General features: G+C 66.2%; 28 protein-coding genes. 16 read left to right on the forward strand and 12 right to left on the reverse strand.

Features of this window, described 5'->3' with window-relative positions:
• Positions 1-65: 65 nt before the first annotated feature.
• Both EOJ32_RS11505 and metH read left to right on the forward strand, forming a co-directional pair.
• Positions 66-1,103: a homocysteine S-methyltransferase family protein gene (locus tag EOJ32_RS11505; RefSeq protein WP_164871435.1), complete on the forward strand. Its 1,038-nt coding sequence runs from the start codon at positions 66-68 to the stop codon at positions 1,101-1,103.
• Positions 1,096-3,813, forward strand: coding sequence for a methionine synthase (metH, locus tag EOJ32_RS11510; RefSeq protein WP_127898649.1), 2,718 nt, complete (start codon positions 1,096-1,098; stop codon positions 3,811-3,813). Before EOJ32_RS11505 ends, metH begins: the two co-directional genes overlap by 8 nt.
• Before the next feature lie 33 nt (positions 3,814-3,846).
• On the opposite strand, the gene betA is transcribed toward metH, so the two are convergent.
• Genes betA through betI form a run of 3 tightly spaced genes read right to left on the reverse strand, consistent with a single transcriptional unit; the run spans position 3,847 to position 7,470 of the window.
• Entirely contained in the window at positions 3,847-5,475 is a 1,629-nt protein-coding gene (betA, locus tag EOJ32_RS11515; RefSeq protein WP_127898650.1) for a choline dehydrogenase, read from the reverse strand.
• Positions 5,462-6,907 carry a betaine-aldehyde dehydrogenase gene (betB, locus tag EOJ32_RS11520; protein ID WP_127898651.1) on the reverse strand — a complete coding sequence of 482 codons (1,446 nt, stop codon included), beginning with the start codon at positions 6,905-6,907 and terminating at the stop codon, positions 5,462-5,464. The genes betA and betB overlap by 14 nt, the downstream gene beginning before the upstream one ends.
• Positions 6,904-7,470 (reverse strand): transcriptional regulator BetI, encoded by a 567-nt coding sequence (gene betI, locus EOJ32_RS11525; RefSeq protein WP_045981248.1) that lies wholly within the window; start codon positions 7,468-7,470, stop codon positions 6,904-6,906. Before betI ends, betB begins: the two co-directional genes overlap by 4 nt.
• A gap of 87 nt (positions 7,471-7,557) precedes the next feature.
• Between betI and choX the strand changes: the two genes are divergently transcribed.
• From choX to choV, 3 genes are read left to right on the forward strand one after another with little or no spacing between them, the layout of a single operon-like run.
• Positions 7,558-8,499: a choline ABC transporter substrate-binding protein gene (gene choX, locus EOJ32_RS11530; protein WP_127898652.1), complete on the forward strand. Its 942-nt coding sequence runs from the start codon at positions 7,558-7,560 to the stop codon at positions 8,497-8,499.
• A 55-nt stretch (positions 8,500-8,554) separates the two neighbouring features.
• Positions 8,555-9,403, forward strand: a complete 849-nt coding sequence (gene choW, locus EOJ32_RS11535) for a choline ABC transporter permease subunit (RefSeq protein WP_045981250.1) — start codon at positions 8,555-8,557, stop codon at positions 9,401-9,403.
• Positions 9,400-10,404, forward strand: coding sequence for a choline ABC transporter ATP-binding protein (gene choV, locus EOJ32_RS11540; protein WP_127898653.1), 1,005 nt, complete (start codon positions 9,400-9,402; stop codon positions 10,402-10,404). Before choW ends, choV begins: the two co-directional genes overlap by 4 nt.
• Here the strand turns inward: choV and EOJ32_RS11545 are convergent.
• Positions 10,401-11,048, reverse strand: a complete 648-nt coding sequence (locus EOJ32_RS11545) for an ABC transporter permease (RefSeq protein ID WP_240542417.1) — start codon at positions 11,046-11,048, stop codon at positions 10,401-10,403. The genes choV and EOJ32_RS11545 overlap by 4 nt on opposite strands.
• A complete protein-coding gene (locus EOJ32_RS20430) occupies positions 11,039-11,278 on the reverse strand; it encodes a hypothetical protein (protein WP_240542418.1) in 240 nt (79 codons plus the stop codon). Before EOJ32_RS20430 ends, EOJ32_RS11545 begins: the two co-directional genes overlap by 10 nt.
• A 314-nt stretch (positions 11,279-11,592) precedes the next feature.
• Between EOJ32_RS20430 and EOJ32_RS11550 the strand changes: the two genes are divergently transcribed.
• The 3 genes from EOJ32_RS11550 to EOJ32_RS11560 all read left to right on the forward strand — a co-directional run bounded on the left by EOJ32_RS11550 (position 11,593) and on the right by EOJ32_RS11560 (position 14,770).
• On the forward strand, positions 11,593-12,816 hold the full coding sequence (locus tag EOJ32_RS11550; RefSeq protein WP_240542419.1) for a sugar transporter: 1,224 nt from the start codon (positions 11,593-11,595) through the stop codon (positions 12,814-12,816).
• Positions 12,813-13,481 (forward strand): ABC transporter ATP-binding protein, encoded by a 669-nt coding sequence (locus tag EOJ32_RS11555; protein ID WP_045981253.1) that lies wholly within the window; start codon positions 12,813-12,815, stop codon positions 13,479-13,481. The genes EOJ32_RS11550 and EOJ32_RS11555 overlap by 4 nt, the downstream gene beginning before the upstream one ends.
• 113 nt (positions 13,482-13,594) lie before the next feature.
• Complete coding sequence (locus EOJ32_RS11560; protein ID WP_127898655.1) at positions 13,595-14,770, forward strand: NAD-dependent epimerase/dehydratase family protein; 1,176 nt, start codon at positions 13,595-13,597, stop codon at positions 14,768-14,770.
• A gap of 36 nt (positions 14,771-14,806) precedes the next feature.
• Here EOJ32_RS11560 and EOJ32_RS11565 read toward each other — a convergent pair whose 3' ends face one another.
• Positions 14,807-15,622, reverse strand: coding sequence for an alpha/beta fold hydrolase (locus tag EOJ32_RS11565; RefSeq protein WP_127898656.1), 816 nt, complete (start codon positions 15,620-15,622; stop codon positions 14,807-14,809).
• Between the two features lie 86 nt (positions 15,623-15,708).
• Positions 15,709-16,092, reverse strand: coding sequence for a DUF2147 domain-containing protein (locus EOJ32_RS11570; protein WP_127898657.1), 384 nt, complete (start codon positions 16,090-16,092; stop codon positions 15,709-15,711).
• Positions 16,093-16,227: 135 nt separating this feature from the next.
• Between EOJ32_RS11570 and hisA the strand changes: the two genes are divergently transcribed.
• From hisA to aat, 6 genes are all read left to right on the forward strand, one after another.
• Positions 16,228-16,944 (forward strand): 1-(5-phosphoribosyl)-5-[(5-phosphoribosylamino)methylideneamino]imidazole-4-carboxamide isomerase, encoded by a 717-nt coding sequence (gene hisA, locus EOJ32_RS11575; protein ID WP_127898658.1) that lies wholly within the window; start codon positions 16,228-16,230, stop codon positions 16,942-16,944.
• Between the two features lie 84 nt (positions 16,945-17,028).
• Complete coding sequence (gene hisF, locus EOJ32_RS11580; protein WP_127898659.1) at positions 17,029-17,790, forward strand: imidazole glycerol phosphate synthase subunit HisF; 762 nt, start codon at positions 17,029-17,031, stop codon at positions 17,788-17,790.
• Positions 17,787-18,104: a phosphoribosyl-ATP diphosphatase gene (locus EOJ32_RS11585; RefSeq protein WP_045981259.1), complete on the forward strand. Its 318-nt coding sequence runs from the start codon at positions 17,787-17,789 to the stop codon at positions 18,102-18,104. Before hisF ends, EOJ32_RS11585 begins: the two co-directional genes overlap by 4 nt.
• Before the next feature lie 107 nt (positions 18,105-18,211).
• Entirely contained in the window at positions 18,212-18,730 is a 519-nt protein-coding gene (accB, locus tag EOJ32_RS11590; protein ID WP_045981260.1) for an acetyl-CoA carboxylase biotin carboxyl carrier protein, read from the forward strand.
• A gap of 4 nt (positions 18,731-18,734) precedes the next feature.
• Positions 18,735-20,081: an acetyl-CoA carboxylase biotin carboxylase subunit gene (gene accC / locus EOJ32_RS11595; protein WP_045981261.1), complete on the forward strand. Its 1,347-nt coding sequence runs from the start codon at positions 18,735-18,737 to the stop codon at positions 20,079-20,081.
• Positions 20,082-20,088: 7 nt separating this feature from the next.
• Positions 20,089-20,706 (forward strand): leucyl/phenylalanyl-tRNA--protein transferase, encoded by a 618-nt coding sequence (gene aat, locus EOJ32_RS11600; RefSeq protein WP_127898660.1) that lies wholly within the window; start codon positions 20,089-20,091, stop codon positions 20,704-20,706.
• On the opposite strand, the gene EOJ32_RS11605 is transcribed toward aat, so the two are convergent.
• The 5 genes from EOJ32_RS11605 to EOJ32_RS11625 all read right to left on the reverse strand — a co-directional run bounded on the left by EOJ32_RS11605 (position 20,697) and on the right by EOJ32_RS11625 (position 24,039).
• Entirely contained in the window at positions 20,697-21,017 is a 321-nt protein-coding gene (locus EOJ32_RS11605; RefSeq protein WP_240542420.1) for a DUF2155 domain-containing protein, read from the reverse strand. The genes aat and EOJ32_RS11605 overlap by 10 nt on opposite strands.
• Positions 21,018-21,043: 26 nt before the next feature.
• Complete coding sequence (locus EOJ32_RS11610; protein WP_127898661.1) at positions 21,044-21,520, reverse strand: outer membrane lipid asymmetry maintenance protein MlaD; 477 nt, start codon at positions 21,518-21,520, stop codon at positions 21,044-21,046.
• A gap of 1 nt (position 21,521) precedes the next feature.
• Positions 21,522-21,896 (reverse strand): NADH:ubiquinone oxidoreductase subunit NDUFA12, encoded by a 375-nt coding sequence (locus EOJ32_RS11615; RefSeq protein ID WP_045981265.1) that lies wholly within the window; start codon positions 21,894-21,896, stop codon positions 21,522-21,524.
• Between the two features lie 83 nt (positions 21,897-21,979).
• The gene (gene clpX, locus EOJ32_RS11620) at positions 21,980-23,245 is read right to left on the reverse strand and encodes an ATP-dependent Clp protease ATP-binding subunit ClpX (RefSeq protein WP_045981266.1); all 1,266 of its coding nucleotides are present in this window, start codon (positions 23,243-23,245) and stop codon (positions 21,980-21,982) included.
• 161 nt (positions 23,246-23,406) lie between these two features.
• On the reverse strand, positions 23,407-24,039 hold the full coding sequence (locus EOJ32_RS11625) for an ATP-dependent Clp protease proteolytic subunit (RefSeq protein ID WP_045981267.1): 633 nt from the start codon (positions 24,037-24,039) through the stop codon (positions 23,407-23,409).
• A 155-nt stretch (positions 24,040-24,194) separates the two neighbouring features.
• On the opposite strand from EOJ32_RS11625, the gene pth reads away from it, so the two are divergent.
• Both pth and EOJ32_RS11635 read left to right on the forward strand, forming a co-directional pair.
• Entirely contained in the window at positions 24,195-24,890 is a 696-nt protein-coding gene (pth, locus tag EOJ32_RS11630) for an aminoacyl-tRNA hydrolase (protein WP_127899377.1), read from the forward strand.
• Positions 24,887-25,885, forward strand: coding sequence for a DUF2332 domain-containing protein (locus EOJ32_RS11635; RefSeq protein WP_127898662.1), 999 nt, complete (start codon positions 24,887-24,889; stop codon positions 25,883-25,885). Before pth ends, EOJ32_RS11635 begins: the two co-directional genes overlap by 4 nt.
• Positions 25,886-25,898: the final 13 nt, after the last annotated feature.

Raw genomic sequence — 25,898 nt, forward strand, 5'->3', positions numbered from 1 at the left:
CTATGAATTTGCCGATGGGACGCGGAACGCCTATATCACGGGCTGAAACCGAAAGGCCTGATCCCATGTCCCTGCCCCCATCCCCCGCCTTTGCGGCCCTGAACAAGGCCGCATCCGAACGCATCCTGATCCTGGACGGCGCGATGGGCACGCAGATCCAGGCCCTTGGCCTAGGAGAGGACGACTATACGGGCCACGGGTCCGGTCATGTCTGCCGCCATCACACCGATCACCCCCAGCAGGGCAACAACGACCTGCTGATCCTGACCCAGCCCGAGGCGGTCGAGGAGATCCATTACCGCTATGCGATGGCCGGCGCCGATATCGTCGAGACGAATACATTTTCCGCGACCACCATTGCGCAGGCCGATTATGGTCTGGGCGAGGCCGTCCACGACTTGAACGTCGAGGGCGCCTGCGTCGTCCGCCGTGCCCTGGACCGCGCGACGGCCCAAGACGGGCGGGCCCGTTTCGTCGCAGGCGCCATCGGGCCGACAAACCGCACAGCCTCGATGAGCCCGGACGTCAACGACCCCGGATACCGCGCCGTGACGTTCGAGGACCTGCGCGCCGCCTATCTGCAGCAGGCCAAGGGTCTGATCGCCGGCGGTGCCGACATCCTGCTGATCGAGACGATCTTCGACACGCTGAACGCCAAGGCCGCGATCTTTGCCTGCATCCAGGCGATGGAGGAACACGGCCAGCGTCTTCCCATGATGATCTCGGGCACGATCACCGACGCGTCGGGGCGCACCCTGTCGGGCCAGACGCCGACTGCGTTCTGGCATTCGGTCCGCCATGCGAACCCCTGGACCATCGGCCTGAACTGCGCGCTTGGCGCCTCGGCCATGCGGCCGCATCTGGTTGAGCTGTCGGGCGTGGCCGACACGCTGATCTGTGCCTATCCCAATGCCGGCCTGCCCAACGCCTTCGGCCAGTATGACGAAGGCCCCCATGACACCGCCCCGCAGGTCGCCGAATTCGCGCGCGCGGGGCTGGTCAACGTGGTTGGCGGCTGCTGCGGCACCACGCCCGATCATATCCGCGCCATCGCCGATGCCGTGGCCCCCTTCGCCCCCAGAAAGATGCCCGCCTATGCCTGATCGTTACCTGCGCCTGTCGGGGCTGGAGCCCTTTGTCCTGACGCCCGACATCCCCTTCGTGAACGTTGGCGAACGCACCAACGTCACCGGCTCCGCGCGTTTCCGAAAGCTGATCAAGGAGCGCGACTATGCCACCGCACTGGAGGTCGCCCGCGATCAGGTCGAGAACGGCGCCCAGATCATCGACATCAACATGGACGAGGGCCTGATCGATTCAAAGGCCGCGATGGTCGAATACCTGAACCTGCTGGCGGCCGAACCCGACATCGCCCGCGTGCCGATCATGATCGACAGTTCCAAATGGGAGGTGATCGAGGCGGGCCTGCAATGCGTGCAGGGCAAGCCGGTCGTCAACTCGATCAGCATGAAGGAGGGCGAGGAGCAGTTCCGCCATCAGGCGCGACTGTGCCTGGCCTATGGCGCGGCGGTCGTGGTCATGGCCTTCGACGAGCAGGGCCAGGCCGACACCGCCGCCCGCAAGATTGAGATCTGCCAGCGCGCCTACGACATCCTGGTGAACGAGGTCGGCTTTCCGCCCGAGGACATCATCTTCGACCCGAACATCTTCGCCGTGGCGACGGGCATCGAGGAGCACAACAACTACGGCGTCGACTTCATCGAGGCGACGCGATGGATCCGCCAGAACCTGCCACATGCGCATGTGTCGGGCGGCGTGTCGAACCTGTCCTTCAGCTTCCGCGGCAACGAACCGGTGCGCGAGGCGATGCATGCCGTGTTCCTGTACCATGCCATCAAGGCGGGGATGGACATGGGCATCGTCAATGCGGGCCAGCTGGCCGTCTATGACCAGATCGACCCCGATCTGCGCGAGGCCTGCGAGGATGTCGTCCTGAACCGCCGCCCCGACGGCACCGAACGCCTGCTGGAGATCGCCGAGCGGTTCCGCGGCGACGGTCAGGGGGCCAAGCGCGAAAAGGATCTGTCCTGGCGCGAATGGCCGCTGGACAAGCGGCTGGAACATGCGCTGGTCAACGGCATCACCGAATATATCGAAGCCGACACCGAGGAAGCCCGGCAGGCCGCCGAACGTCCGCTGCACGTGATTGAAGGCCCGCTGATGGCGGGGATGAACGTGGTGGGCGACCTGTTCGGCGCGGGCAAGATGTTTCTGCCGCAGGTGGTGAAATCCGCCCGCGTGATGAAGCAGGCCGTGGCCGTCCTTCTGCCCTACATGGAGGAGGAAAAGCGCCTGTCCGGCGGGACAGAACGCGAGACCGCGGGCAAGATCCTGATGGCGACCGTCAAGGGCGACGTCCATGACATCGGCAAGAACATCGTCGGCGTCGTGCTGGCTTGCAACAACTTCGAGGTCATCGACCTGGGCGTGATGGTCCCGGCGCAGAAGATCCTGCAGGTCGCCCGCGACGAGAACGTGGACATCATCGGCCTGTCCGGCCTGATCACCCCGTCCCTGGACGAGATGGTGCACCTGGCCTCCGAGATGGAGCGCGAGGGGATGGACATTCCCCTGCTGATCGGTGGCGCCACGACATCCAAGATCCACACGGCGGTCAAGATCTCGCCCCGCTACACGCGCGGCCAGGCGGTCTATGTGACCGACGCCAGCCGGGCCGTGGGCGTCGCCTCCAACCTGCTGTCGACCGACCGCAAGGCCGCCTATGTCGACGAGATCCGGGCCGACTATGCCGCCGTCGCCGACCGGCACGAGCGGTCCGAGGCATCGAAATCGCGCCTGCCGCTGGCCAAGGCGCGCGACAATGCGCTGAAGATCGACTGGAGCGGCTATGTGCCCACCGCACCGACCTTCACCGGCGCGCGGGTGATCGAGGATTGGGACCTGGCCCAGATCGCACGCTATATCGACTGGACGCCGTTCTTCCAGACCTGGGAGCTGAAGGGCGTCTATCCGCGCATCCTTGACGACGAAAAGCAGGGCGAGGCCGCCCGCCAGCTGTTCGCCGAGGCGCAGGAGATGCTGGCCCGGATCATCGACGGCCAATGGTTCAAGCCGCGCGCCGTGGTCGGTTTCTGGCCCGCGAACGCGGTCGGCGACGACATCCGCCTGTTCACCGGCGACGATCGGTCGGAGACGCAGGCCATGCTTCACACGCTGCGCCAGCAGGTCACCAAGCGTGGCGACCGGCCCAACGTGGCCCTGTCCGACTTCGTGGCACCCGAAGGCATCCCCGACCATGTCGGTGGTTTCGTCGTCACGGCAGGCCCCGAAGAGGCAGAGATCGCCGCACGCTATGAACGCGCCAACGACGACTACGGCGCGATCATGGTCAAGGCGCTGGCCGACCGCATCGCCGAGGCGATGGCCGAGTTGCTGCACGAACGCGTGCGGCGCGACTATTGGGGCTATGCCAAGGACGAGGGCTTTGCACCCGAGGAACTTGCGGCCGAACCCTATACCGGCATCCGTCCCGCGCCGGGCTATCCGGCCCAACCCGACCACACCGAAAAGCTGACGCTTTTCAAATTGCTGGACGCGGAAGCTGCGACCGGCGTGACACTGACGGAAAGCATGGCGATGTGGCCGGGATCGTCGGTTTCGGGCCTCTATATCAGCCATCCCGACAGCTATTACTTCGGCGTCGCCAAGATCGAGGAGGATCAGGCCCGCGATTACGCTGCGCGCAAGGGCTGGACCCTGGACGAGGCCGAACGTTGGCTGGCCCCGGTCCTCAACTACACCAAGCGTCAGGCAGAGGCCGACGCGGCATAGGGAACGGCCCGCATCGCTGCGGGCCTTTCTTTGTCAGGCGCGCAGCATCTGGCGGCCCAGGATGTGATCGGCGGCCTTTTCGCCCGTCATGATCGACGGGCCGTTCAGGTTGCCGTTGGTGATGCGTGGAAAGATCGAGCTGTCCGCGACGCGCAAGCCCTCGACCCCGATCACGCGCAGTTCGGGGTCCACGACCGCGTCGGGATCGCTGGCGGCACCCATGCGGGCGGTGCCGCAGGGATGATAGGCCGATTCCGCATGTTCGCGGATGAACGCGTCGATCTGTTCATCGGTCTGCACGGAATCGCCGGGCTGGATCTCGTCGCCGCGGTATTCCTTGAACGCGGGGGCGTCAAAGATGCGGCGCGTATGGCGGACGCATGCCCGAAACTCCTCCCAATCCTCGGGTTGGGACATGTAGTTGAAGCGGATCTCGGGCGCCACGGACGGATCGCCCGATGCCAGCCGGATGGTGCCGCGCGATTTCGACCGCATCGGCCCCACATGGGCCTGGAACCCGTGACCCTTGGCCGCCGATTTCCCGTCATAACGGACCGCCAACGGCAGGAAGTGATACTGGATGTCGGGATAGTCCTTGGCATCCGACGATCGGATGAAACCGCAGCTCTCAAACTGGTTCGATGCGCCAAGGCCGGTCTTCTGCAGCAGCCATTCGACACCCACGCGGCCTTTGCCCAGCAGGTTGTAATAGGTATACAGCGTCACCGGCTTCAGCGACTTGTACTGCATGTAGATCTCAAGATGGTCCTGTAGGTTGCCCCCGACGCCGGGACGATCCGCAAGTGGCGTGATGCCATGCTGGCGCAGGTGATCCGCAGGCCCGATGCCCGACAGCATCAGCAGCTTGGGCGTGTTGATGGTGCTGGCCGAGATGATGACCTCGCGGTTCGCCAGAACGGCCTCGACCTTGCCGTTGCGTTCGATTTCAACGCCATAGGCGCGCTTACCTTGAAACAGGATGCGGTTCGCCAGACCGCGCACGACGGTCAGCAGGCCGGTCTTTTTCGCGGGACGCAGATAGGCATTGGCGGCGGACCAGCGGCGGCCCTTCCAGATGGTGGCCTCCATCGGGCCGAAACCCTCCTGCTGGGTGCCGTTGTAATCGTCCGTGCGTGGCCATCCTGCCTGGTGACCCGCCTCGATGAAGGTGTTGAACAACGGGTTCTTGCGCTTGCCGCGGGTGATGTGCAGTGGCCCGCTGGTGCCGCGCACCGGCGACATGCCGCCGTGCCAGGTCTCCATCCGCTTGAAATACGGCAGGACGCCCGCATAGTCCCAGCCCGCGGCGCCGCTGTCGGCCCAATGCTGGAAATCCTTGGGGTTGCCGCGCACGAAGACCATGCCGTTGATCGACGACGATCCGCCGATGACCTTGCCGCGCGGCGTCGCCAGCTTGCGCCCGCCCAGATGCGGTTCCGGTTGGCTGGCAAAGCCCCAGTCATAACGGCTCATGTTCATCGGATAGGACAGCGCGCCCGGCATCTGGATGAAGGGGCCGACATCGCTGCCGCCGAACTCGATCAGCGTGACGGTGCGTCCCGCCTCGGTCAGGCGATAGGCCAGGGCACAGCCGGCGCTGCCCGCGCCGATGATGACATAATCCGCGTCCTTGGCGGCTTTCGGAAGATCAGTAGGGTGCATCGACGCCTCCCATGCCCACATAGACGGATTTCAGCTGGCTATAATGCTCGATCGCGGCGGCGGAGTTCTCGCGGCCCAGACCGGACAGCTTGACGCCGCCAAAGGGCATCTCGACCGGCGTCAGGTTGTAGGTGTTGATCCAGCAGGTGCCGGCCTCCAGCGCAGCGACCACGCGATGGGCGCGGGACAGGTCCTGGGTAAAGACCCCCGCGGCCAGGCCAAAGCCGGTGCCGTTGGCACGGGCGATCACCTCGTCCTCGTCGGCAAAGCTGAGAGCAGTCAGGACGGGCCCGAAGATCTCGTCCGTCGCGATGGTCATGTCGTCGGTGGCATCGGCAAAGACCGTGGGCGGGATGAACGGCCCCTCGCCCTCTCCGCCACAGACCAGCCGGGCCCCGGCGTCACGCCCGGCGCGGATGGCGGCGCGGATCTTGTCGGCCTGGGCCGCATTGATGATCGGGCCGTGATTGGTGTCCGGGTCCAGCGGATCGCCCATGCGGACGGCCTTCACACGCTCCGCCAGGCGGGCCAGGAAGTCCTCCTTGATACCCTCCTGCAGGAAGACGCGCGTTCCGTTGGAGCAGATCTGCCCCGAGCTGTAGAAGTTCGCCAGGATCGCGGCGCTGACCGCGTCCTCAAGGTTCGCGTCATCGAAGACGATCAGGGGCGACTTGCCGCCCAGCTCCATCGTGACATGCCGCATTCCTTCCGCGGCGGCCGCATAGACGCGGCGGCCGGTGGGCACCGAACCGGTCAGGGACACCTTGGCCACGTTGGGGTCGGTGACCAGCGCGGCACCGACATCGCCCCGGCCCTGCACCACGTTGAACACGCCCGGAGGCATCCCTGCCTCGATGAAGATTTCCGCCAGTTTCAGGGCCCCTAGCGGCGTTTCCTCGGAGGGTTTGAAGACCATGGTGTTGCCCATGACCAAGGCCGGCGCGGCTTTCCAGCAGGCGATCTGGCTGGGATAGTTCCAGGCCCCGATGCCTGCACAGACACCCAGGGCCTCGCGGCGGGTATAGGCCCAGTCCGCCCCTAGGGGGATCATCTGGCCCGTCAGCGTCGCCGCCAGACCCGCGAAATATTCCAGTGCCGCGGCACCCGACGGCCAGTCCGCCACCAACGTCTCCTGGATCGGCTTGCCGGTGTCCAGGGTCTCAAGGCGCGCCAGTTCGTCGTTGCGCTCAAGGATGATCGCGGCCGCGCGGCCGAGAATGCGGCCCCGCTCGACGGGCGCCATCGCGGCCCATGCGGGCTGGGCGGCCTTGGCGGCGGCGCAGGCCTGGGCCACCTGGTCGGTCGATGCCTCCTTCAGCGTCGCGATGGTCTCGCCGGTCAACGCATAGCGGACGGGCAGGTCGGCACCCTGCCCTTCGACCGACTTGCCGCCGATGAACAGGGATGCGGTGGGTTGTGCGGAAAGGCTCATGCAAGGGCCTCCTTCAGATAGGTCATGATGGTGTTCAGCGCCACGTCGGCATCGGTCGGACCGGGGGTCAGGACCGCGCGCAGATAGACGCCGTCGATCAGCGCACCCAATGTCTCGGCGGTGCGCTCGGGGTGGTCGGTCAGGCCGCGCAGCGCCACGATCAGGTTCGAATGCAGCCGGCGGTGATAGACCCGCAACAGGCGCGCGGCCTCGGGAGAGTTCAGCGCAAGTGCGTAAAAATTGAGCCACGCACTGACCGTCTCCCGCTGAAAGTTCTGGGGCGCAAAGCTGGCGTGGATGATCGCATCCAACCGCCCCCGTGCACCCCGCCCCGGCAGGCGGTCATGGACCGATTGCCCATAGCTGCGCAGGATATACCGCATCGCCGCCAGGAAGATCTGGTCCTTGGATCCAAAGTAATGGTGGGCCAACGCCGGCGACATGCCGGCACGCTTGGCGATCTGTGCGACGGTGACGTCCAGCGACCCCGCGCGCCCCACCTCGAAGATCGCGGCATTGATCAGCGCTGCTTTTCGGATAGGCTCGGCCCCGAGTTTAGGCATGATTGCACCTGCGGCGGAAGATTTCTGTTGCGTTGCCGTTTCCATGTAACGTTAATTGACTGAACAATCAAGAACAGGGAGCCCATCATGACCCTTTCCCGCATCCTCGCGGTCCTTGCGATGACGCCCGCGCTGGCGCTGCCCGCCGCCGCGCAGGAGCCCGACAGCTGCCGAGAGGTGGTGTTTTCCGACGTGGGCTGGTCCGACATCACCGCGACCACGGCCATTGCGTCGACGGTCCTGCAGGCCCTGGGATACGAGACCGAGACACGCATCCTCTCGGTCCCGGTGACCTATACGGCGCTGTCCACGGACGACGTGGACGTGTTCCTGGGCAACTGGATGCCCACGATGGAGGCCGACATCGCCCCCTATCGCGACGCGGGCATGGTCGACACGGTGCGCACCAACCTGACCGGCGCGAAGTACACGCTGGCCACAAACAAGGCCGGTGCCGACCTGGGGATCGCCGATTTCGCAGACATCGCCGCGCAGAGCGAGGCGCTGGACGGCAAGATCTATGGCATCGAGCCGGGCAACGACGGCAACCGCCTGCTGCTTGAGATGGTGGCGATGGACAAGTTCGACCTGGGCACCTTCGAGGTCGTCGAATCCAGCGAACAGGGCATGCTGGCCCAGGTCCAGCGCGCGACCAACAGCGATCAGCCGGTGATCTTCCTGGGATGGGAGCCCCACCCCATGAACGCCCAGTTCGAGATGACCTATCTGACCGGTGGGGATGAGATCTTCGGCCCCGATCTTGGCGGCGCCGAGGTTCGCACCAACACCCGCGCGGGCTATGTCGCGGAATGTCCGAACGTGGGCAAGTTCCTGACCAACCTTGAGTTCACCCTGACCATGGAGAACGAGGTCATGGGCGCGATCCTGAACGACGGTCAGGATCCGATGGACGCCGCCCGCGACTGGCTGGCGGCCAACCCGGACGCGGCCACCCCCTGGCTGGTCGACGTGACCACCGCCGACGGCAACGACCCCCAGACCGCGCTGACCGAGGCGCTGGCGCAATGACCCCCCGCCCCGGCGCTGTGCCGCCGGGGCCCCCAACGTCATAGAGGGTGCAGGCATGGAACAGCTGACCGATTGGGTCACCGACACCAAGATCCCCGTGGGACGGACCGCAAAGACGGTCTTTGACTGGCTGAACGCCAATGCGGCCGGGCTGTTTGATGCGATCTCGACCGGGATGGAGGCGCTGATCGACGCCATCCTGACGGGGCTGGAGGCGCCGAACCCGTTCCTGTTCATCGCGCTGGCCGTGGCGCTGACCTGGGCGCTGCAGCGGCGGTTGGGCACCTGCCTGCTGGTGATGTTCGGGCTGCTGTTCGTGCTGAACCAGGGCTACTGGTCCGAAATGCTGCAGTCGCTGACGCTGGTGCTGTCGGCCTGCATCGTCTGCATGGCGGTGGGCGTGCCCATCGGCATCGCCTGCGCGCACCGGCCCCGGCTGTACGCCTGGATGCGCCCGGTTCTGGACTTGATGCAGACGCTGCCGACATTCGTCTATCTGATCCCGGCCATCGTGTTCTTTGGCATCGGCATGGTGCCGGGCCTGCTGGCCACCGTGATCTTCGTGCTGCCCGCGCCGATCAGGCTGACGCAACTGGGCATCGCCACGACCCCGCCTGCACTGGTCGAGGCCGCGACCGCGTTCGGCGCCACCCCCCGCCAGCTGCTGTGGAAGGTGGAACTGCCAAGCGCCCTGCCCCAGATCATGGCCGGGCTGAACCAGACCATCATGCTGTCGCTGTCGATGGTCGTCATCGCCGCGCTGGTCGGTGCATCGGGCCTGGGGGTGCCGGTCGTGCGGGCACTGAACAGTGTCAACACCGCACTGGGCTTCGAATCGGGCATGGTGATCGTCGTCGTCGCCATCCTGCTGGACCGGATGCTGCGCATGGAGGGCCGCAAATGAACGCCGTCGAATTCGACCGGGTCTGCATCGTCTTCGGCGACCACCCCGACCGCGCCCTGCCCCTGATGGACGAGGGTCTGGACCGCGGCCCCATCAAGACCGAAACCGGGCAGGTGCTGGGCGTCCACGATTGCAGCCTGTCGGTGGCCGATGGAGAGATCCTGGTCCTGATGGGCCTGTCGGGGTCGGGCAAGTCCACGCTGCTGCGGGCGGTGAACGCGTTGAACCCCGTCTGCCGTGGCGAGGTCCGCATCAAGCGCGGCGGTCAGATGGTCAGCGTGACCGCAGCCGGCAGCCGGGCGCTGCGCGACATCCGCCTGCGCGACGTAGCGATGGTGTTCCAGGCCTTCGGCCTGCTGCCATGGCGCACGGTGCGCGACAATGTCGGCCTTGGGCTGGAACTGGCGGGCATGTCGCAGGCCGAACGGCGCAGCAAGATCGAAGGCCATCTGGCGACCGTGGGCTTGTCGGAATGGGCCGACCGCAAGGTCGGAGAGCTGTCCGGCGGCATGCAGCAGCGCGTCGGCCTGGCCCGCGCCTTTGCGACCGAGGCGCCGATCCTGCTGATGGACGAACCGTTCAGTGCGCTGGACCCGCTGATCCGCGCCCGGCTGCAGGACGAACTGCTGGAGCTGCAAGCCAAGACCGGGCGGACCATCATCTTCGTCAGCCATGACCTGGACGAGGCCTTCAAGCTGGGCAACCGCATCGCGTTGATGGAGGGCGGACGCATCGTGCAGATCGGAACGGCCAGAGAGATCATCGCCAATCCGATCAACGATTATGTCGCCGATTTCGTGGCGCACATGAACCCGCTTGGCGTGCTGACAGCCGAAGACGTTGCCGAACCCGGCACCGCCGAGGGAGAGCCCGTGCCCCGCGACATGCCGGTGCGCGCGGTCATGGGCCTCTTGGCGGATCGCACGGCCCTGTCCGTTCAGGGCGGCGGGCGCATCACGCAGGCCGCGGTCCTGGCGCGCCTGATCGACCCGCGGGGCTAGCTGTTCTGCAGGTCGCGGTGGTACCGGACCAGCAGCGCTAACCCCAAGGCGAACAGCCCCAGGCCAAGCCCGAAGACATAGGTATAGCTGACGTATTCGCCGGCATATTGCGGATAGAACGACCGCCGCATCTGTCCGATGACATGGATCAGCGGGTTCCACCACAGCCAGTCCTGATAGGGCTGGGGCACATCGTCGAACATGAAGAAGATGCACGAGAGCAGGAAGAACGGCTTCATGAAGATTGCCCACAGGGGCTGCCACCAACTGACCGCCTCGAACAGGAAGCAGTTCATGACGCCGATGGCGGCACCCGTCAGGATCATCATCGCCAGGCCGATCGCGATCAGGTCCATCTGCGGGTCGGTCCGGGTCTCCGACGTCATCATGATCGCCGTGAAGATCACTGTGGCCACCATAACCTGGGTGATCGCGTTGAAGGCGATCCGTGCCAGCAGCGCGTCCATGAAGGTTACCGCCGGATAGCTGAGAAGCGCCATCGAATAGCGCACAGAGGACGCGACCTTGTTCGAGATGTCCATGTATCCCAGGAACGGCACCATCCCGGTGGCATAGAACATCGCAAAGCTTGTCCCGATCGGCGGCAGCGCGAAGGTGACCGAGAAGATCAGCGTCAGCAGCATGATCCCGCCCGCAGGTTCCGCGACCGCCCAGAAATACCCCCCGAGGCGCGACCGTTGCTGGTCTGGACCTCGCGCAGGATCAGCGCCGTGATGGCGCGCAGGCTGGCGAAGCTGCGGTGCTTTCGCACCTCCTTGAGGACGCGCGGGCCCTGCGCCGCGGTCTTGCGCTGCGGCAGGGGGGCGGCGGGCGGGCCGTGTCGGGGCGTGGTGGACTGGGACATGCGGATCACGGATGGCGCCGGGGGCGCGTTTGCGCTGCTCACGATCCTGGCAACGGATCGGTGCTGGAACTGTTCTGCGCGCTTATGTATGACGGCGCCAGCAAGATCAACAAGGCAGGCGGGGTAAGCGCATGTCCGCCCAGGATTCCAACTCCGGTCCCCACAGGAACACGCCCCCCGGTGCCACCGCACCGCAGGAAGGCCCCCAGGGCCCCGCACAGGGTCAGGGGGCAACCCAGGGTCAGGCAGGACAGGGTCAACCGCTGCGGCCCCAGGGACCGGGCGCAGGTCAGCCCCGCCCGCAGGGCCAGCAGGGTGGCCAGATGGTCCATCGCCCCGGTCAGGGCGCAGGCCAGCAGGTGATCCGCCCCGGCCAGCACAATCCGCAGATGCAGGCCCGCATCCAGGCCGCGATGCAGCAGCCCGTTCTGCCCCCGGCCGGTCCGGCGCGCCTGCATCGGCGCCATTACGGCATGGCCATCAGCTTTGTCCTGATGGTGATCATTCCTGTCCTCCTCAGCGCCGTGTACATCTATACGCGCGCATCGGACCAGTACGCGTCCTATGTCGGCTTCTCGGTCCGCAGCGAATCCGCGCCCAGCCCGGCGGACGTTCTGGGTGGGCTGGGGTCTCTGGTGGGGGTCACGTCCAGTTCGACCAGCGACACCGACATCCTCTACAAGTTCATCCAGAGCCGTGACCTGGTCGAACGGGTCAATGCCCGTATCGACCTGCGCGAGGTCTGGTCCAAGGCGCCGGGCGATCCGATCTTCGGCTTCAACGGCGGGCCGTCGCTGGAGGACCTGGTCGAGGAATGGGAGCGGAAGGTCCGCATCCATTACGATTCCGGGATGATCGACCTGCGCATCCTGGCCTTCGACCCTGTGGACGCCCAGACCATCGCCAACGCGATCCTGGAAGAGGGCGGCATCCTGATCAACCGCCTGAACGACATCGCCCGCGAGGATGCCCTGCGCTATGCCCGCGACGAGCTGGATCGGGCGCAGGATCGCCTGCGCGAGGCCCGCCAGAAGGTGACCGAGTTCCGCAACCGCTATCAGCTGGTGGACCCGGTGGCCGACGTGCAGGGTCAGATCGGCGTCGTCACATCGCTGCAGCAGCAACTGGCCGAACAGCTGGTCGGCCTGGGCCTGCTGCAGGCGAACGCGCAGCCCGAGGACCCGCGGATCGGCCAGGCCGAACTGCGCATCCAAGTCATCCGCGACCAGATCGAGGCCGAGCGGCAAAAGTTCGGGTCGACCGGCGGCGAGGAGGCCCTGTCCGATGTCGTGGGCCAGTTCGAGATCCTGACCGTCGACCGGCAGTTCGCCGAGGCCACCTATACCGCGGCCCTTGCCGGCTTCGAGACCGCGCGGGCCGAGGCCGTGCGCCAGTCGCGTTACCTGGCGCCGTACATCCGCCCGACGCTTGCACAGGAGGCCGAGTTCCCCGAACGCGCCAAGCTGCTGCTGATGATCGCAGGGTTCCTGACGGTGCTGTGGGTGATCGGCAGCCTGATCTTCTACAGCCTGCGCGACCGGCGATGATCTATCTGCAGAACCTCTGCAAGACCTACACGCTGAACGGCAAGCACAAGGTGGTGGCCGACGACATCACCGCGATCTTTCCGTCCGGCGTGTCGGTCGCGCTGCTGGGACGCAACGGCGCGGGCAAGTCGTCGCTGCTGCGGATGATCTCGGGGGCCATGCTGCCGTCGTCGGGCAAGGTGCTGTCCACGGGGACGATCAGCTGGCCGGTGGGCTTTGCCGGTTCGTTCAGCGGAGAGCTGACGGGAGAGCAGAACTGCCGCTTTGTCGCGCGCATCTATGGCGTGGACACCGAGGAGCTGCTGTACTTTGTCCAGGATTTCGCCGAACTGGGTGATCACTTCAAGCTGCCGATCCGCACCTATTCCTCGGGGATGCGGTCCCGCCTGGCCTTTGGCCTGTCGATGGCGGTGCCCTTCGACACCTACTTGGTCGACGAGGTCTCGGCCGTGGGAGACGCGGCCTTCCGCACCAAGTCCAACCGCGTCTTCAACGAACGCATGTCGAATGCCGGGGCCATCGTGGTCGCGCATTCGATGGGAATGCTGCGCGAGACCTGTCACGCAGGGGCGGTTCTGGAACAGGGCAAGCTGACCTTCTATCCCGACCTGGAAGACGCCATCGCGGCGCATATGGTCAACATGCAGCAGGCCCAGACAGGCTGATTGCCGCCGGTTTCATGACATCCGGATGACGCAACCCCTGCGGGGGTGGCGCTTGCATGCGCGCATGGATATTGATTTGAATGAATTCAGCGCATCATTCGGCAAGGCATATCATGAAGATCATCGTTCTGGGCGGAGACGGTTTCTGCGGCTGGCCCACGGCCCTGCACCTGTCCGCCCGCGGTCACGACGTCGTGATCGTCGACAACCTCTCGCGCCGCAAGATCGATGTGGAGCTTGAGGTCGCCTCCCTGACGCCGATCCGCCCCTTGGGCGAGCGCGTCCGTGCCTGGGCCGAGGTGACCGGCAACCACATCCGGACAGAGGATCTGACCGTCGGTCAGGATTACGACCGGCTGCTGGCGCTGTTGGAGCGTGAACGGCCCGATGCGATCGTGCATTTCGCCGAACAGCGCGCGGCGCCCTATTCCATGAAATCGGCCCGACACAAGCGGTACACCGTCAACAACAACCTGAACGCGACGCATGACGTACTGGCCGCGATCGTCGAATCAGGTCAGGACATCCATCTGGTGCACCTTGGCACGATGGGCGTCTATGGCTACGGCACCGCCGGCATGAAGATCCCCGAAGGTTATCTGGACGTGACCGTGCAGACCGCGCAGGGACCCCATGACCAGCAGATTCTGTACCCGGCCAATCCGGGCAGCATCTATCACATGACCAAGACCCAGGATGCGCTGTTCTTCTTCTACTACAACAAGAACGACGGCCTGAGGATCACCGACCTGCATCAGGGCATCGTCTGGGGCACGCAGACGGCCGAAACGCAGATGGACGAACGGTTGATCAACCGCTTCGATTATGATGGCGACTATGGGACGGTGCTGAACCGGTTCCTGATGCAGGCGGCCATCGGCTATCCGATGACCGTGCACGGAACGGGCGGCCAGACGCGCGCCTTCATCCACATTCAGGACACCTGCCGCTGCATCGAACTGGCCATTGCAAACCCGCCCAAACGCGGCGACCGGGTGCAGATCCTGAACCAGATGACCGAGACGCACCGCGTCCGCGACCTGGCGCAGATGATCTCGGACCGCACGGGGACCGAGGTCGCGTTCCAGAAGAACCCTCGCAACGAGGCTGACGAGAACGACCTGCATGTCGTCAACGACAGCTTTCTGGGGTTGGGCCTGCAGCCGATTACCCTGGCCGAGGGTCTGCTGTCAGAGGTCCGTGACATCGCCCGCAAATACTCCGACCGCTGCGACCGCGACAAGATCCCCTGCGTGTCTGAGTGGCGCGCGGCGCAGGCGGCAGAATAGGCGACAGGGGGCGGACGGTCCGCCCCCTGCCCCCGATCAGGCCAGAAACGCCTTGAGGTCGTCCAGCAGCCGCTCGCCATGCGTGGCGGCCAGCCCGTGCGGGGCGTTGTCGTATTCGATCAGTTTTGCGCTCGGGACCATCTTGGCCATCCGATGCGCGGTGGCGGCGATGGGCACGATCTTGTCTGCCGTGCCATGCACGATCAGCGTGGGCAGGTTGATCTGCGCCACGTCCGCGGTGAAATCGGTCAGCCCGAACGCTGTCACGCATTCGATCGTGGCGCGCGGGCTGGCCATCATCGCCATGCCCTGCGTCCAGTCCAGAACGGCCTGACTGACGCCGCCCAGAAGGCCTTGGCCATAGAACTGCTTGGCGAAATCCTGCAGGAAGGCCGGACGGTCCTTGCGCAGCCCGTCGCGCATCCCCTCGAACAGGTCGGCCGGGGCACCGTCGGGATTGGCGTCGGATTTCAGCAGCCCCGGCGCGACAGACGAGATGAACCCCAACCGGCTGGCCCCCTTTGCGCCGTGGCGCGAGACATAGCGGGCGACCTCTCCGCCGCCCATGGAAAATCCGATGATCGCCGCGTCGGTCAGTTCCAGCTCGTCGATCACCGCGGCCAGATCGTCCGACAGCGTGTCGTAATCATAGCCGTTCCAAGGCTGTTCGGACCGGCCGAATCCGCGGCGGTCATAGCTGACGACGCGATAGCCCGCCTCGGCCAGGCCCAGGGCCTGCGTCTCCCAGCTGTCTGCGGTCAGCGGCCAGCCATGGATCAGGACGACCGGGCGGCCCTGCCCCCAGTCCTTGACGTAAAGCTGCGTGCCATCATTCGCGGAAATCATCGGCATGGTGCGTTCCTTGGTTGCTGTTTCGCCCAGGGAACGCGTCGGGGCCGCGGCAGGTTCGCCCGGCCCCGATCACTGTTCTGTCGGTGCTACTTCACCCGCACCCAGGTCTGGCTGCTGCACAGCAGGCCACCGGCGATGCAGCCCGACAGGCTCATCCGGTCGCCCGCGACCGAGGCCTTGCCGGCATAGATCTTGTCGTTGGACGGCCGCCAGACGCGACCCGCATAGTTGCCACCGCCCTGGGGTGCCATGTCGATGACGATCTGGCGGCCCAGGTTGGGCGACTGGTATTCGGCCGTGTCGCGATAGGTCCGGGTGATCGTGCCGCAGAATGCGCCGCCGCAGGGCGAGACGGTGACATGGGCGAACGCACCCTCGTCGGGCTGGGTCTGCCAGACCCCTTCGATCGGGTCAGCGCTGGCCGCCCCTGCAGCCAGCGCGAACGTGGCAGCCAGAATGATGTGACGCATGGGTCCCTCCTCCTCAGGGTGCGACCAGATTGCGCGGGCTGCCCCCGTCCGAGCAAGCATGACGTCAGGTCCCTTGCCGTTCCCGCCCGCCCCGTGGCAAAGGGGGCGCAACCCTTGAGACCGGAGCGTGCCGCCATGATCCTCTATCCCGCCATCGACCTGAAGGACGGCAACTGCGTGCGCCTGCTGCGCGGCGACATGGAGGCCGCGACCGTCTTCGGCACCGATCCCGCGGCTCAGGCCCGTGCGTTCCAGGATGCGGGTGCCGAATGGCTGCACCTGGTCGACCTGAACGGCGCCTTCGAGGGCAAGCCCGTGAATGCCGCGGCGGTCGAGGCGATCCTTGCGGCCACCGACATCCCCACCCAGCTGGGCGGCGGCATCCGTGACATGGCGACGATCGAATCCTGGCTGGACCGCGGCCTGACCCGGGTGATCCTGGGCACCGTCGCGGTCGAGAATCCCGACCTGGTACGCGAGGCCGCCGACGCCTTTCCCGGCCGCATCGCGGTCGGTATCGACGCCCGCGCAGGCAAGGTCGCGACGCGGGGCTGGGCCACGGAAACCGACGTGAACGCCACCGACCTGGCCCGCCGGTTCCAGGACGTGGGCGTCGCCGCAATCATCTATACGGACATCGACCGTGACGGTGCGATGGGCGGCCCCAACATCCACGCGACCGAGGCGCTGGCCCGCGCCGTCACGATTCCCGTGATCGCATCCGGTGGAGTCTCGTCGCTGGCCGACCTGAAGGCGCTTCACGACACCAAGGTGATCGCGGGCGCGATCTCGGGGCGCGCGCTTTACGACGGTGCGCTGGACCTGCGCCAGGCGCTGGCCGCGCTGGCCTGACACGGGCGGGCGCGGACCACTGGTCCCGCCCCCGCCGCTGCGCTAGAACCCAGGGCTTACCAGCCCCAGCCAAAGGCCCCGACGATGCTCAAGACCCGGATCATTCCCTGCCTGGACGTCGCCGACGGGCGCGTGGTCAAGGGCGTGAACTTCGTCGACCTGGTCGATGCCGGCGACCCGGTCGAAGCCGCACGTGCCTATGATGCCGCCGGCGCGGACGAGATCTGTTTTCTGGACATTCATGCCACCCATGAAAATCGCGGCACCATGTTCGATCTGGTGACCCGGACGGCGGAACAATGCTTTGTCCCGCTGACCGTGGGCGGTGGCGTGCGCACGCACAACGACGTACGGGCGCTGCTGCTGGCTGGGGCCGACAAGGTCAGCTTCAACTCCGCGGCCGTGGCCGACCCGGATGTGGTGGCCGCTGCCGCCGACCGGTTCGGCAGCCAGTGCATCGTCGTGGCGATCGACGCAAAGACCGTGGAAGACGGCCGGTGGGAGATCTTCACCCATGGCGGCCGCAAGCCCACCGGTATCGACGCGGTGGAGTTCGCGCGACTGGTCGAAGCCAAGGGCGCGGGAGAGATCCTGCTGACCTCGATGGACCGGGACGGGACGCGGTCGGGGTTCAACCTGCCGCTGACGCGGGCCATCGCCGATGCGGTGAACGTTCCGGTCATCGCATCCGGCGGCGTCGGCACGCTGGACCATCTGGTCGAGGGCGTGACCGAAGGTCATGCCAGCGCCGTTCTGGCCGCCAGCATCTTCCATTTCGGCACGCATACCATCGCCGAGGCCAAGGCCCACATGGCCGCCGCCGGCATTCCCATGAGGCTGACATGACCGCCCTGCACCGCCTGGCTGCGACCGTCCAGGACCGCAAGACCGCCGACCCCGACAGCAGCTGGACCGCCAGACTGCTGGCCAAGGGCCCCGAGAAATGTGCGGAGAAGTTCGGCGAGGAGGCCGTCGAGGCGATCATCGAGGCGGTCAAGGGCGACCGCGCCCGCCTGACCGCCGAGGCTGCAGACGTGATGTTCCACCTGCTGGTCATGCTGGCCGCGCGCGACATCACGCTGGAGGACGTCGAGGCGGAGCTGACGCGGCGCGAAGGCACCTCTGGCCTGGCAGAAAAGGCCGCGCGCCCCGGCGCCTGAGCGCGCAAAGCGCGACGGGACCCTTCCCCTTGGGCAGGCACAGGGGCTATAAGCCCTGCAATCGCCGCGCGTGGACGCGGCCCGACCAGAACACGTCAGAGGATGGCATGAGCAACGATTCCCACCACGACAAGCATCACGAGGGCGACGTGGCCTTCATCCGCTCGCTGGCCGAGCTGCTGAACTCCAGCGAGCTGAACGAGATCCAGGTCAAGCGCGAATACGGCGAGCATGACCGCCTGACGGTCAGCCTGACCAAGCAGGGCAAGCAGGTCGTCTATGCCCAGAGCCCCGCGGCGCCCTCCGCCCCGGCACCGCAGGCATCCGCCCCGGCGCCCGCCGCGGCCACTGCGCCCGCCTCGGCCGCGGCCAGCGCCGATCCGGCCAGCCTGCCCGGCGCCGTGACATCGCCCATGGTGGGCACCGCCTATCTGTCGGCTGAACCCGGCGCCGCGGCCTTCGTCACCGTCGGTCAGACCGTGGCCGAGGGCGACACGCTGATGATCGTCGAGGCCATGAAGACGATGAACCACATCCCCGCGCCCCGCGCGGGCACGGTGCGTCGCATCCTGGTCGATGACGGCAATCCGGTCGAATTCGGCACCCCCCTGATGATCGTCGAGTAAGCCCATGTTCGACAAGATCCTCATCGCCAACCGGGGCGAGATCGCGCTGCGCGTGATCCGCGCCTGCCGCGAGATGGGCATCGCATCGGTCGCGGTCCATTCGACCGCCGACGCCGATGCGATGCATGTCCGCATGGCAGACGAATCGGTCTGCATCGGTCCGCCGTCCTCGGCGCAGTCCTATCTGTCGATGCCAGCCCTGATTTCGGCTTGCGAGATCACGGGTGCGCAGGCGATCCACCCGGGCTACGGCTTCCTGTCCGAGAATGCGGGTTTCGTGCAGATGCTGGAAGATCACGGCATCACCTTCATCGGTCCGCGTGCCGAACACATCCGCATCATGGGCGACAAGATCACCGCCAAGGACACGATGAAGGCGCTTGGCGTCCCCTGCGTGCCCGGCAGCGACGGTGGCGTGAACGACGTGGAACAGGCCAAGGCGGTCGCTGCCCAGATCGGCTATCCGGTCATCATCAAGGCCACGGCGGGCGGCGGCGGTCGCGGCATGAAGGTCGCCGAGAACGAGGCGGGCCTTGAGGTCGCCTTCCGCACCGCGCGGTCCGAGGCCAAGGCAGCCTTCGGCAACCCCGACGTCTATCTGGAGAAATACCTCCAGCGTCCACGCCACATCGAGATCCAGGTCTTCGGTGACGGCAAGGGCCGCGCCGTGCATCTGGGCGAACGCGACTGCTCGCTGCAGCGCCGCCACCAGAAGGTGCTGGAGGAGGCCCCCGGCCCCGCCATCACCGCCGAACAGCGCGCCCGGATCGGAAAGGTCTGCGCCGATGCCGTCGCCAAGATCGGCTATTCCGGCGCCGGCACGATCGAATTCCTGTTCGAGGACGGAGAGTTCTACTTCATCGAGATGAACACCCGCCTGCAGGTGGAACATCCGGTGACCGAGGCGATCTTCGGGGTCGACCTGGTGCGCCAGCAGATCCGCGTCGCCGCCGGCCTGCCGATGGAGTTCCACCAGGAGGACCTTGTGATCAACGGCCATTCGATCGAGGTGCGGATCAACGCCGAGAAGGTGCCCAGCTTCTCTCCCTGCCCCGGCAAGATCACCCAGTATCACGCCCCTGGCGGTCTGGGCGTGCGGATGGATTCGGCGCTGTATCAGGGCTATTCGATCCCGCCCTATTACGACAGCCTGATCGGCAAGCTGATCGTTCACGGTCGGGACCGGGACGAGGCGCTGGCCCGTCTGTCGCGCGCCTTGGGCGAACTGATCGTGGACGGGGTCGACACGACCGTGCCGCTGTTCCGCGATCTGCTGGCGGAACCGGACATCCAGTCGGGGAACTACTCGATCCACTGGCTGGAACGCTGGCTGGCCCGGCACTACGCGTAAGGGCCCGATGCTGACGCCTGCGCAGTTGCTGACCGGTTATGCGCGCGGCGTCTTTCCGATGGCCGAAAGCGCGGATGACGACCGCCTGTACTGGTTCGACCCCCCGATGCGGGGGGTCCTGCCGGTGGGGGGCGTCCATGTCGCGCGCTCTCTGCGGCGAGACCTGCGGCGTGGTGGATGGTCCGCGCATCTGGACGGCGATTTCGCAACCGTGGTCGCCGCCTGTGCCGACCGCGAAACGACGTGGATCAACGCTCCGCTGGCGGACCTGTACCAGGCGCTGCACGGCGCGGGCCATGCGCACGCCATCGAGATCCGCCATGACGGGGCCTTCGCGGGCGGTCTGTTCGGCGTGACCCTTGGGGGGGCGTTCTTCGGCGAATCCATGGTTTCGGCCCGCGAGAACGGATCGCGGATGGCGCTGTGGTGGCTGTCGACGCACCTGAAGCGATGCGGCTTCACCTTGTTCGACACGCAGTTCCTGACGCCGCATCTGGCCCGGATGGGTGGGATCGAAATTCCGCGCAAGACCTATCACACGCGGCTGACCGCGGCTCTCCGCCGCAAGGCCGACATCCGTGCGGCGCCACTGCTCTCAGCAGAGATGCTGGCCGCTCAGCCCTGACAGGACATGACCCAGACATCGTAGCGCGCGTCATCCAGCGCCGACAGCGCGGGCGAGCTGGCGATCATCCAGCCGCTAAAGACCGTCGCGTTCTGCCGCAGGTCGGTGATGGTCAGCTGCGCGAAGGCGTCAGAGCTGGGATCGCCTGCAGGATAGCGGCATTCGCCCAGCCTAATCTCCAACCGCCCGTAACGGACGGCCTGACCGATCTGAAGCGGCAGGTCCGTCGTCCGCCCCGACACCTTGTCCAGACCCCGCAGCATCGCGCCCTGTGCGCGCACGGTGTCCTGCGCGGCCAAGGGTGTTGCCATCAGCATCAGGCAAAGCGCGGCGCGAATCATGGCACGGACTCATCGGCCGATTGGCTGTCGACGAATTTCAGCATCAGCTGCAGCAAACTGACCGCACCCTGCACATCCTCGATCTCGTCCCCGGGGGCAAGATTGTCCATCGCGCCGCCGGGCTGCAGCTGAATGTACGCGCCGCCCAGAAGGCCGTCGGACTGAATGAGCGCGGCGCTGTCCGTAGGCAGCACAATGTCGGCTGGGATCGTCATGACCGCATCGGCCAGATAGGTCTGCGGGTTCAACCGAACCTCACTGACGCGGCCGATACGAACACCGGCCAAACGGACCTCTGTCCCGACCGCGACCCCGTCGACATCCGGAAAAGATGCGATCAGCGGATAACCCGATCCGCCGCCCCACTGCCCCTGCGCCGCCCAAGCAAGAAAACCCGCGGCGACCGCAAGGACGACGCCACCCGCGATCAGTTCGGCACGCGCCTCGGTCCCATGGGCGATGTCGGCGGACATGCTATTCCGGGCGCCACGCGTCATAATCACTGCGCACCGCAGGTGCCGCGCGATACAGCGACCCGGCCGGCACATAGGCGCCCGGCGTGCCGGTCAGGTTGGCCTGGTGCGGCTGTTCCCACGCCTTGCGCGGGACGGCCAGTTCGGTCGGCGCCTCGTTCCAGGTGTGGTGCAGCCAGCCGTGCCATTCGGGCGAAATCTGACTGGCCTCGGATTCGGATTTATAGATGACCCAACGGCGCTTGCCGTCCTTGGTCTTGTAGAAGATGTTTCCGGCCGCGTCCTCGCCGACCTTCACGCCGTTGCGCCAGGTCCAGAACTGAGTGTTCAGCGTCTGGCTGTTCCACCAGGTCAGAAAGCGCAGCAGGAACGACATCGGCAGGACCCTCAACGATCAGTTTTGCCCTTGGGATATGCCCCAGTTTCCGCGCAAGGTCCAGCCTTGCGCGGATGCCCCGATTACCCGGCCGAGGCGGTTTCCTTCTTGGGATCGACATGGATCAGCAGGGGCTTGGCGGTGGGGTTGTCCACGGCCTCGTCGTTGACCACGACCTCCTGAACGCTGTCCAGTCCGGGCAGTTCGAACATGGTGTCCAGCAGGATCTCCTCCATGATCGACCGCAGGCCGCGGGCACCGGTCTTGCGCTTGATCGCGCGCTTGGCGATGGCGGTCAACGCGTCGTCGGTGAAGGTCAGCTGAACGCCCTCCAGGTCGAACAAGCGCTGGTACTGCTTGACCAAGGCGTTCTTCGGCTTGGTCAGGATGATGATCAGCGCCTCTTCGTCCAGGTCGGTCAGGGTCGCGATGACCGGCAGACGGCCGACGAATTCCGGGATCAGGCCGAACTTCAGCAGATCCTCGGGCTCCAGTTCCTTGAACAGCTCGCCGACGCCCTGATCGCCCGTCTCCTTGACCGAAGCGCCAAAGCCCATCGCCGTGCCCTTGTTGCGCTGCGCGATGATGCGGTCCAGACCGGCAAAGGCGCCGCCGCAGATGAACAGGATGTTGGTCGTGTCGACCTGCAGGAACTCCTGCTGGGGATGCTTGCGCCCGCCCTGCGGGGGAACCGAGGCGACCGTACCCTCCATGATCTTCAGCAAGGCCTGCTGCACGCCCTCGCCGGACACGTCACGGGTGATGGACGGGTTGTCCGACTTGCGGGTGATCTTGTCGACCTCGTCGATATAGACGATGCCGCGCTGTGCCCGTTCGACGTTGTATTCGGACGACTGCAGCAGCTTCAGGATGATGTTCTCGACATCCTCACCGACATATCCCGCCTCGGTCAGCGTGGTCGCGTCCGCCATCGTGAAGGGCACGTCCAGAATGCGCGCCAAGGTCTGCGCCAGCAGCGTCTTGCCGCAGCCGGTCGGCCCGATCAGCAGGATGTTCGACTTGGCCAGCTCGATGTCGGTCTTGGAGCCGTGGTTCAGACGCTTATAATGGTTGTGCACGGCCACGGACAGCACGCGCTTGGCATGCTCCTGCCCGATGACGTAATCATCCAGCACACCGCAGATTTCCCGCGGGGTGGGCACGCCGTCGCCGGACTTCAGACCGCTGGTCTTGGTCTCTTCGCGGATGATGTCCATGCACAGTTCGACGCATTCGTCGCAGATGAACACGGTCGGTCCCGCAATCAGCTTGCGGACCTCGTGCTGGCTCTTGCCGCAGAAGCTGCAATAGAGCGTGTTCTTGCTGTCGCTGCCGGACTGGTTCGCCATCGTCCATTTCCTTGACTGCCGTCCCGCAAGGACGCGGGGCGGGCGACGGCGGGATCGGGTTTCCGCGCGCCGCATCTTCGGGTTTCCGCGGCTGATCGGCCGCCGCGGGTCATTCACGCCATGTTACGGGCCAGTCCGGCCCGTCACAATCCCCATCAAAGCTATTTCTTCTCCGGGACGGCCTTGCCGCGCGGGGCCACGACCTCGTCGATCAGGCCCCAGTCCTTTGCCTCGTCCGCGGTCATGAAACGATCGCGCTCCAGCGCCTCCTCGACCTCGGTCAGGGATTTGCCGGTGTGATGGACATAGATCTCGTTCAGGCGACGCTTCAGCTTTTCGGTTTCGCGCGCGTGGATCAGGATGTCGGTGGCCTGGCCCTGGTATCCGCCCGATGGCTGGTGGACCATCACCCGGCTGTTCGGCAGCGAATAGCGCAGACCCGGCTCTCCGGCCGCCAGAAGCAGCGAACCCATGCTGGCCGCCTGCCCCACCACCAGCGTCGAAACGCGCGGCTTGATGTACTGCATGGTGTCATAGATCGACAGTCCCGAGGTCACGACACCGCCGGGGCTGTTGATATACATGCTGATATCCTTGGACGGGTTCTCCGCCTCGAGGAACAGCAACTGCGCGCAGATCAGCGTCGACATCCCGTCATGGACGGGACCCGACACGAAGATGATGCGCTCCTTCAGCAGACGCGAGAAGATGTCATAGGCCCGTTCCCCGCGCGAGGTCTGTTCGACCACCATCGGCACCAGGGTGTTCATGTAGAATTCTGCCGGATCGCTCATCTTCTGTCCTTGCCTGTTCGCCCCTGTCCCCGCGATTCGACCGGGCACTTGTCCCTGTCTTACCCGCGAAGTGTTGACAGAGTCTTAGTAACGGGCAAGGACAGCCGCAAGGGATGGAACGCAAATCGCCCCCGGCGGGCGGACAGGAGGCAGCCGTGAAGCTGATCGTGGGGCTGGGCAATCCCGGCGCGAAATATGCGGCCAATCGTCACAACATCGGGTTCCTGGCCTTGGACCGGATCGCCGCGGACCACGATTTTACGCCGTGGCGCGCCCGGTTTCAGGGCATGGCCGCCGATGGCCGCCTTGGCGACATGCGCGTCACGCTGCTGAAACCGCAGACCTTCATGAACCTGTCCGGCCAGTCCGTCGGAGAGGCCGCGCGCTATTTGAAGCTGACGCCCGCCGACGTCATCGTGCTGCATGACGAACTGGACCTGGCGCCCGGCAAGTGCCGCGTCAAGCAGGGCGGCGGGCATGCAGGCCACAACGGGCTGCGCTCGATCCACCAGCATATCGGCGCGGAATACGGACGGGTGCGGCTTGGCATCGGGCATCCGGGGCACAAGGACAAGGTCGCGTCCTATGTTCTGTCTGACTTTGCCAAGGCAGAGCAGGACTGGCTGGACGACCTGTTGCGCGGCATCTCGGACGGCGCCCCGGCGCTGGCGGCCGGCGATGGCGGCCGGTTCCAGAACGCGGTGGCGAACCGCACCGCACCGGCACGCAACAGCGGGACCGAGGCCCCGGCCCCGAAACCCGCACCTCCACCGGCACCGAAACCGGACCCCGCGCCCCAGCCCGTCACCCTGACCGACCGCCTGCGCGCGCTGAGCGACCGGTTCAAGTGACGGTCGCCGCGGCCTTTGCCCATCAGGCCCGCGCCTGTGCCGCGCTTGGCTCACCGCTGACGGCACAACTGTGTCGGACCCTGCCCCGGGTTCTGGCCGACGGACCGGTCGCGGACCGCGTGCTGGGCTGGACGGGCGATCCGTCCACTGCGGCGGATTCGCTGCCCCTGCGCCTGTGCGGGGCGCTGCATGCGCTGGTGTTGACCGGGCAGGCCCCTGACCTTGCACGCGCTTATGACGGCGGCGTTGTGGACCCAACCCTGCTGCGCCGCGTGCTGGACGATCATGCGGAAACCATTCTGTCATGGCTGGACAGCCCCCCGCAGACGAACGAGGTCGCCCGGTCCGCGGCCCTGATCGGCGCGGCACGGTTCCTCAGCGCGCTGTCACCCCTGCCGCTGCGGCTGCTGGATCTGGGGGCGTCGGCCGGATTGAACCTGAATTTCGACCGCTATCACCTGGGTGCGGGGGAAACCGGCGTGGTGCTGACACCCGAATGGCGGGGCGCGATGCCGCAGGGGTCGGTGACGGTTGCCAGCCGTCGCGGGGTCGACCTGAACCCGCTGGACCCGGATCGTGACGGGCTGCGGCTGATGGCCTATTGCTGGGCCGATCAGCATGACCGCATGGCGCGCCTGCGGGCGGCGCTGGACCTGGCCCGGCGCGACCCGCCGCAGGTCGACCGTGGCGATGCGGGCGCCTGGCTGGCCGACCGCTTGGCCAAGCCGGTCCCGGACCGGCTGACGCTGGTCTATCACACCGTCGCGGCCCAGTATTTTCCGCCCACGACGGCGCAGGCCTGCTCCGACGCACTGTCCCACGCAGGCCGGACCGCGACCTCGTCGGCCCCCGTGGCCCATCTGCGGATGGAGGCCGATGGCGGCGAGGGCGCGGCGCTGGACCTGACGTTGTGGGACGGCACCCGGCACGACTGGTCGCTTGGCCGCACGGATTTTCATGGGCGCTGGATCGACTGGCAGCCGAAGCAGTTGTGACTTTCCCCGGCGC

Origin of the sequence: Paracoccus sp. Arc7-R13, from assembly GCF_004010775.1 — a bacterium.
GTDB lineage: Bacteria > Pseudomonadota > Alphaproteobacteria > Rhodobacterales > Rhodobacteraceae > Paracoccus > Paracoccus marcusii.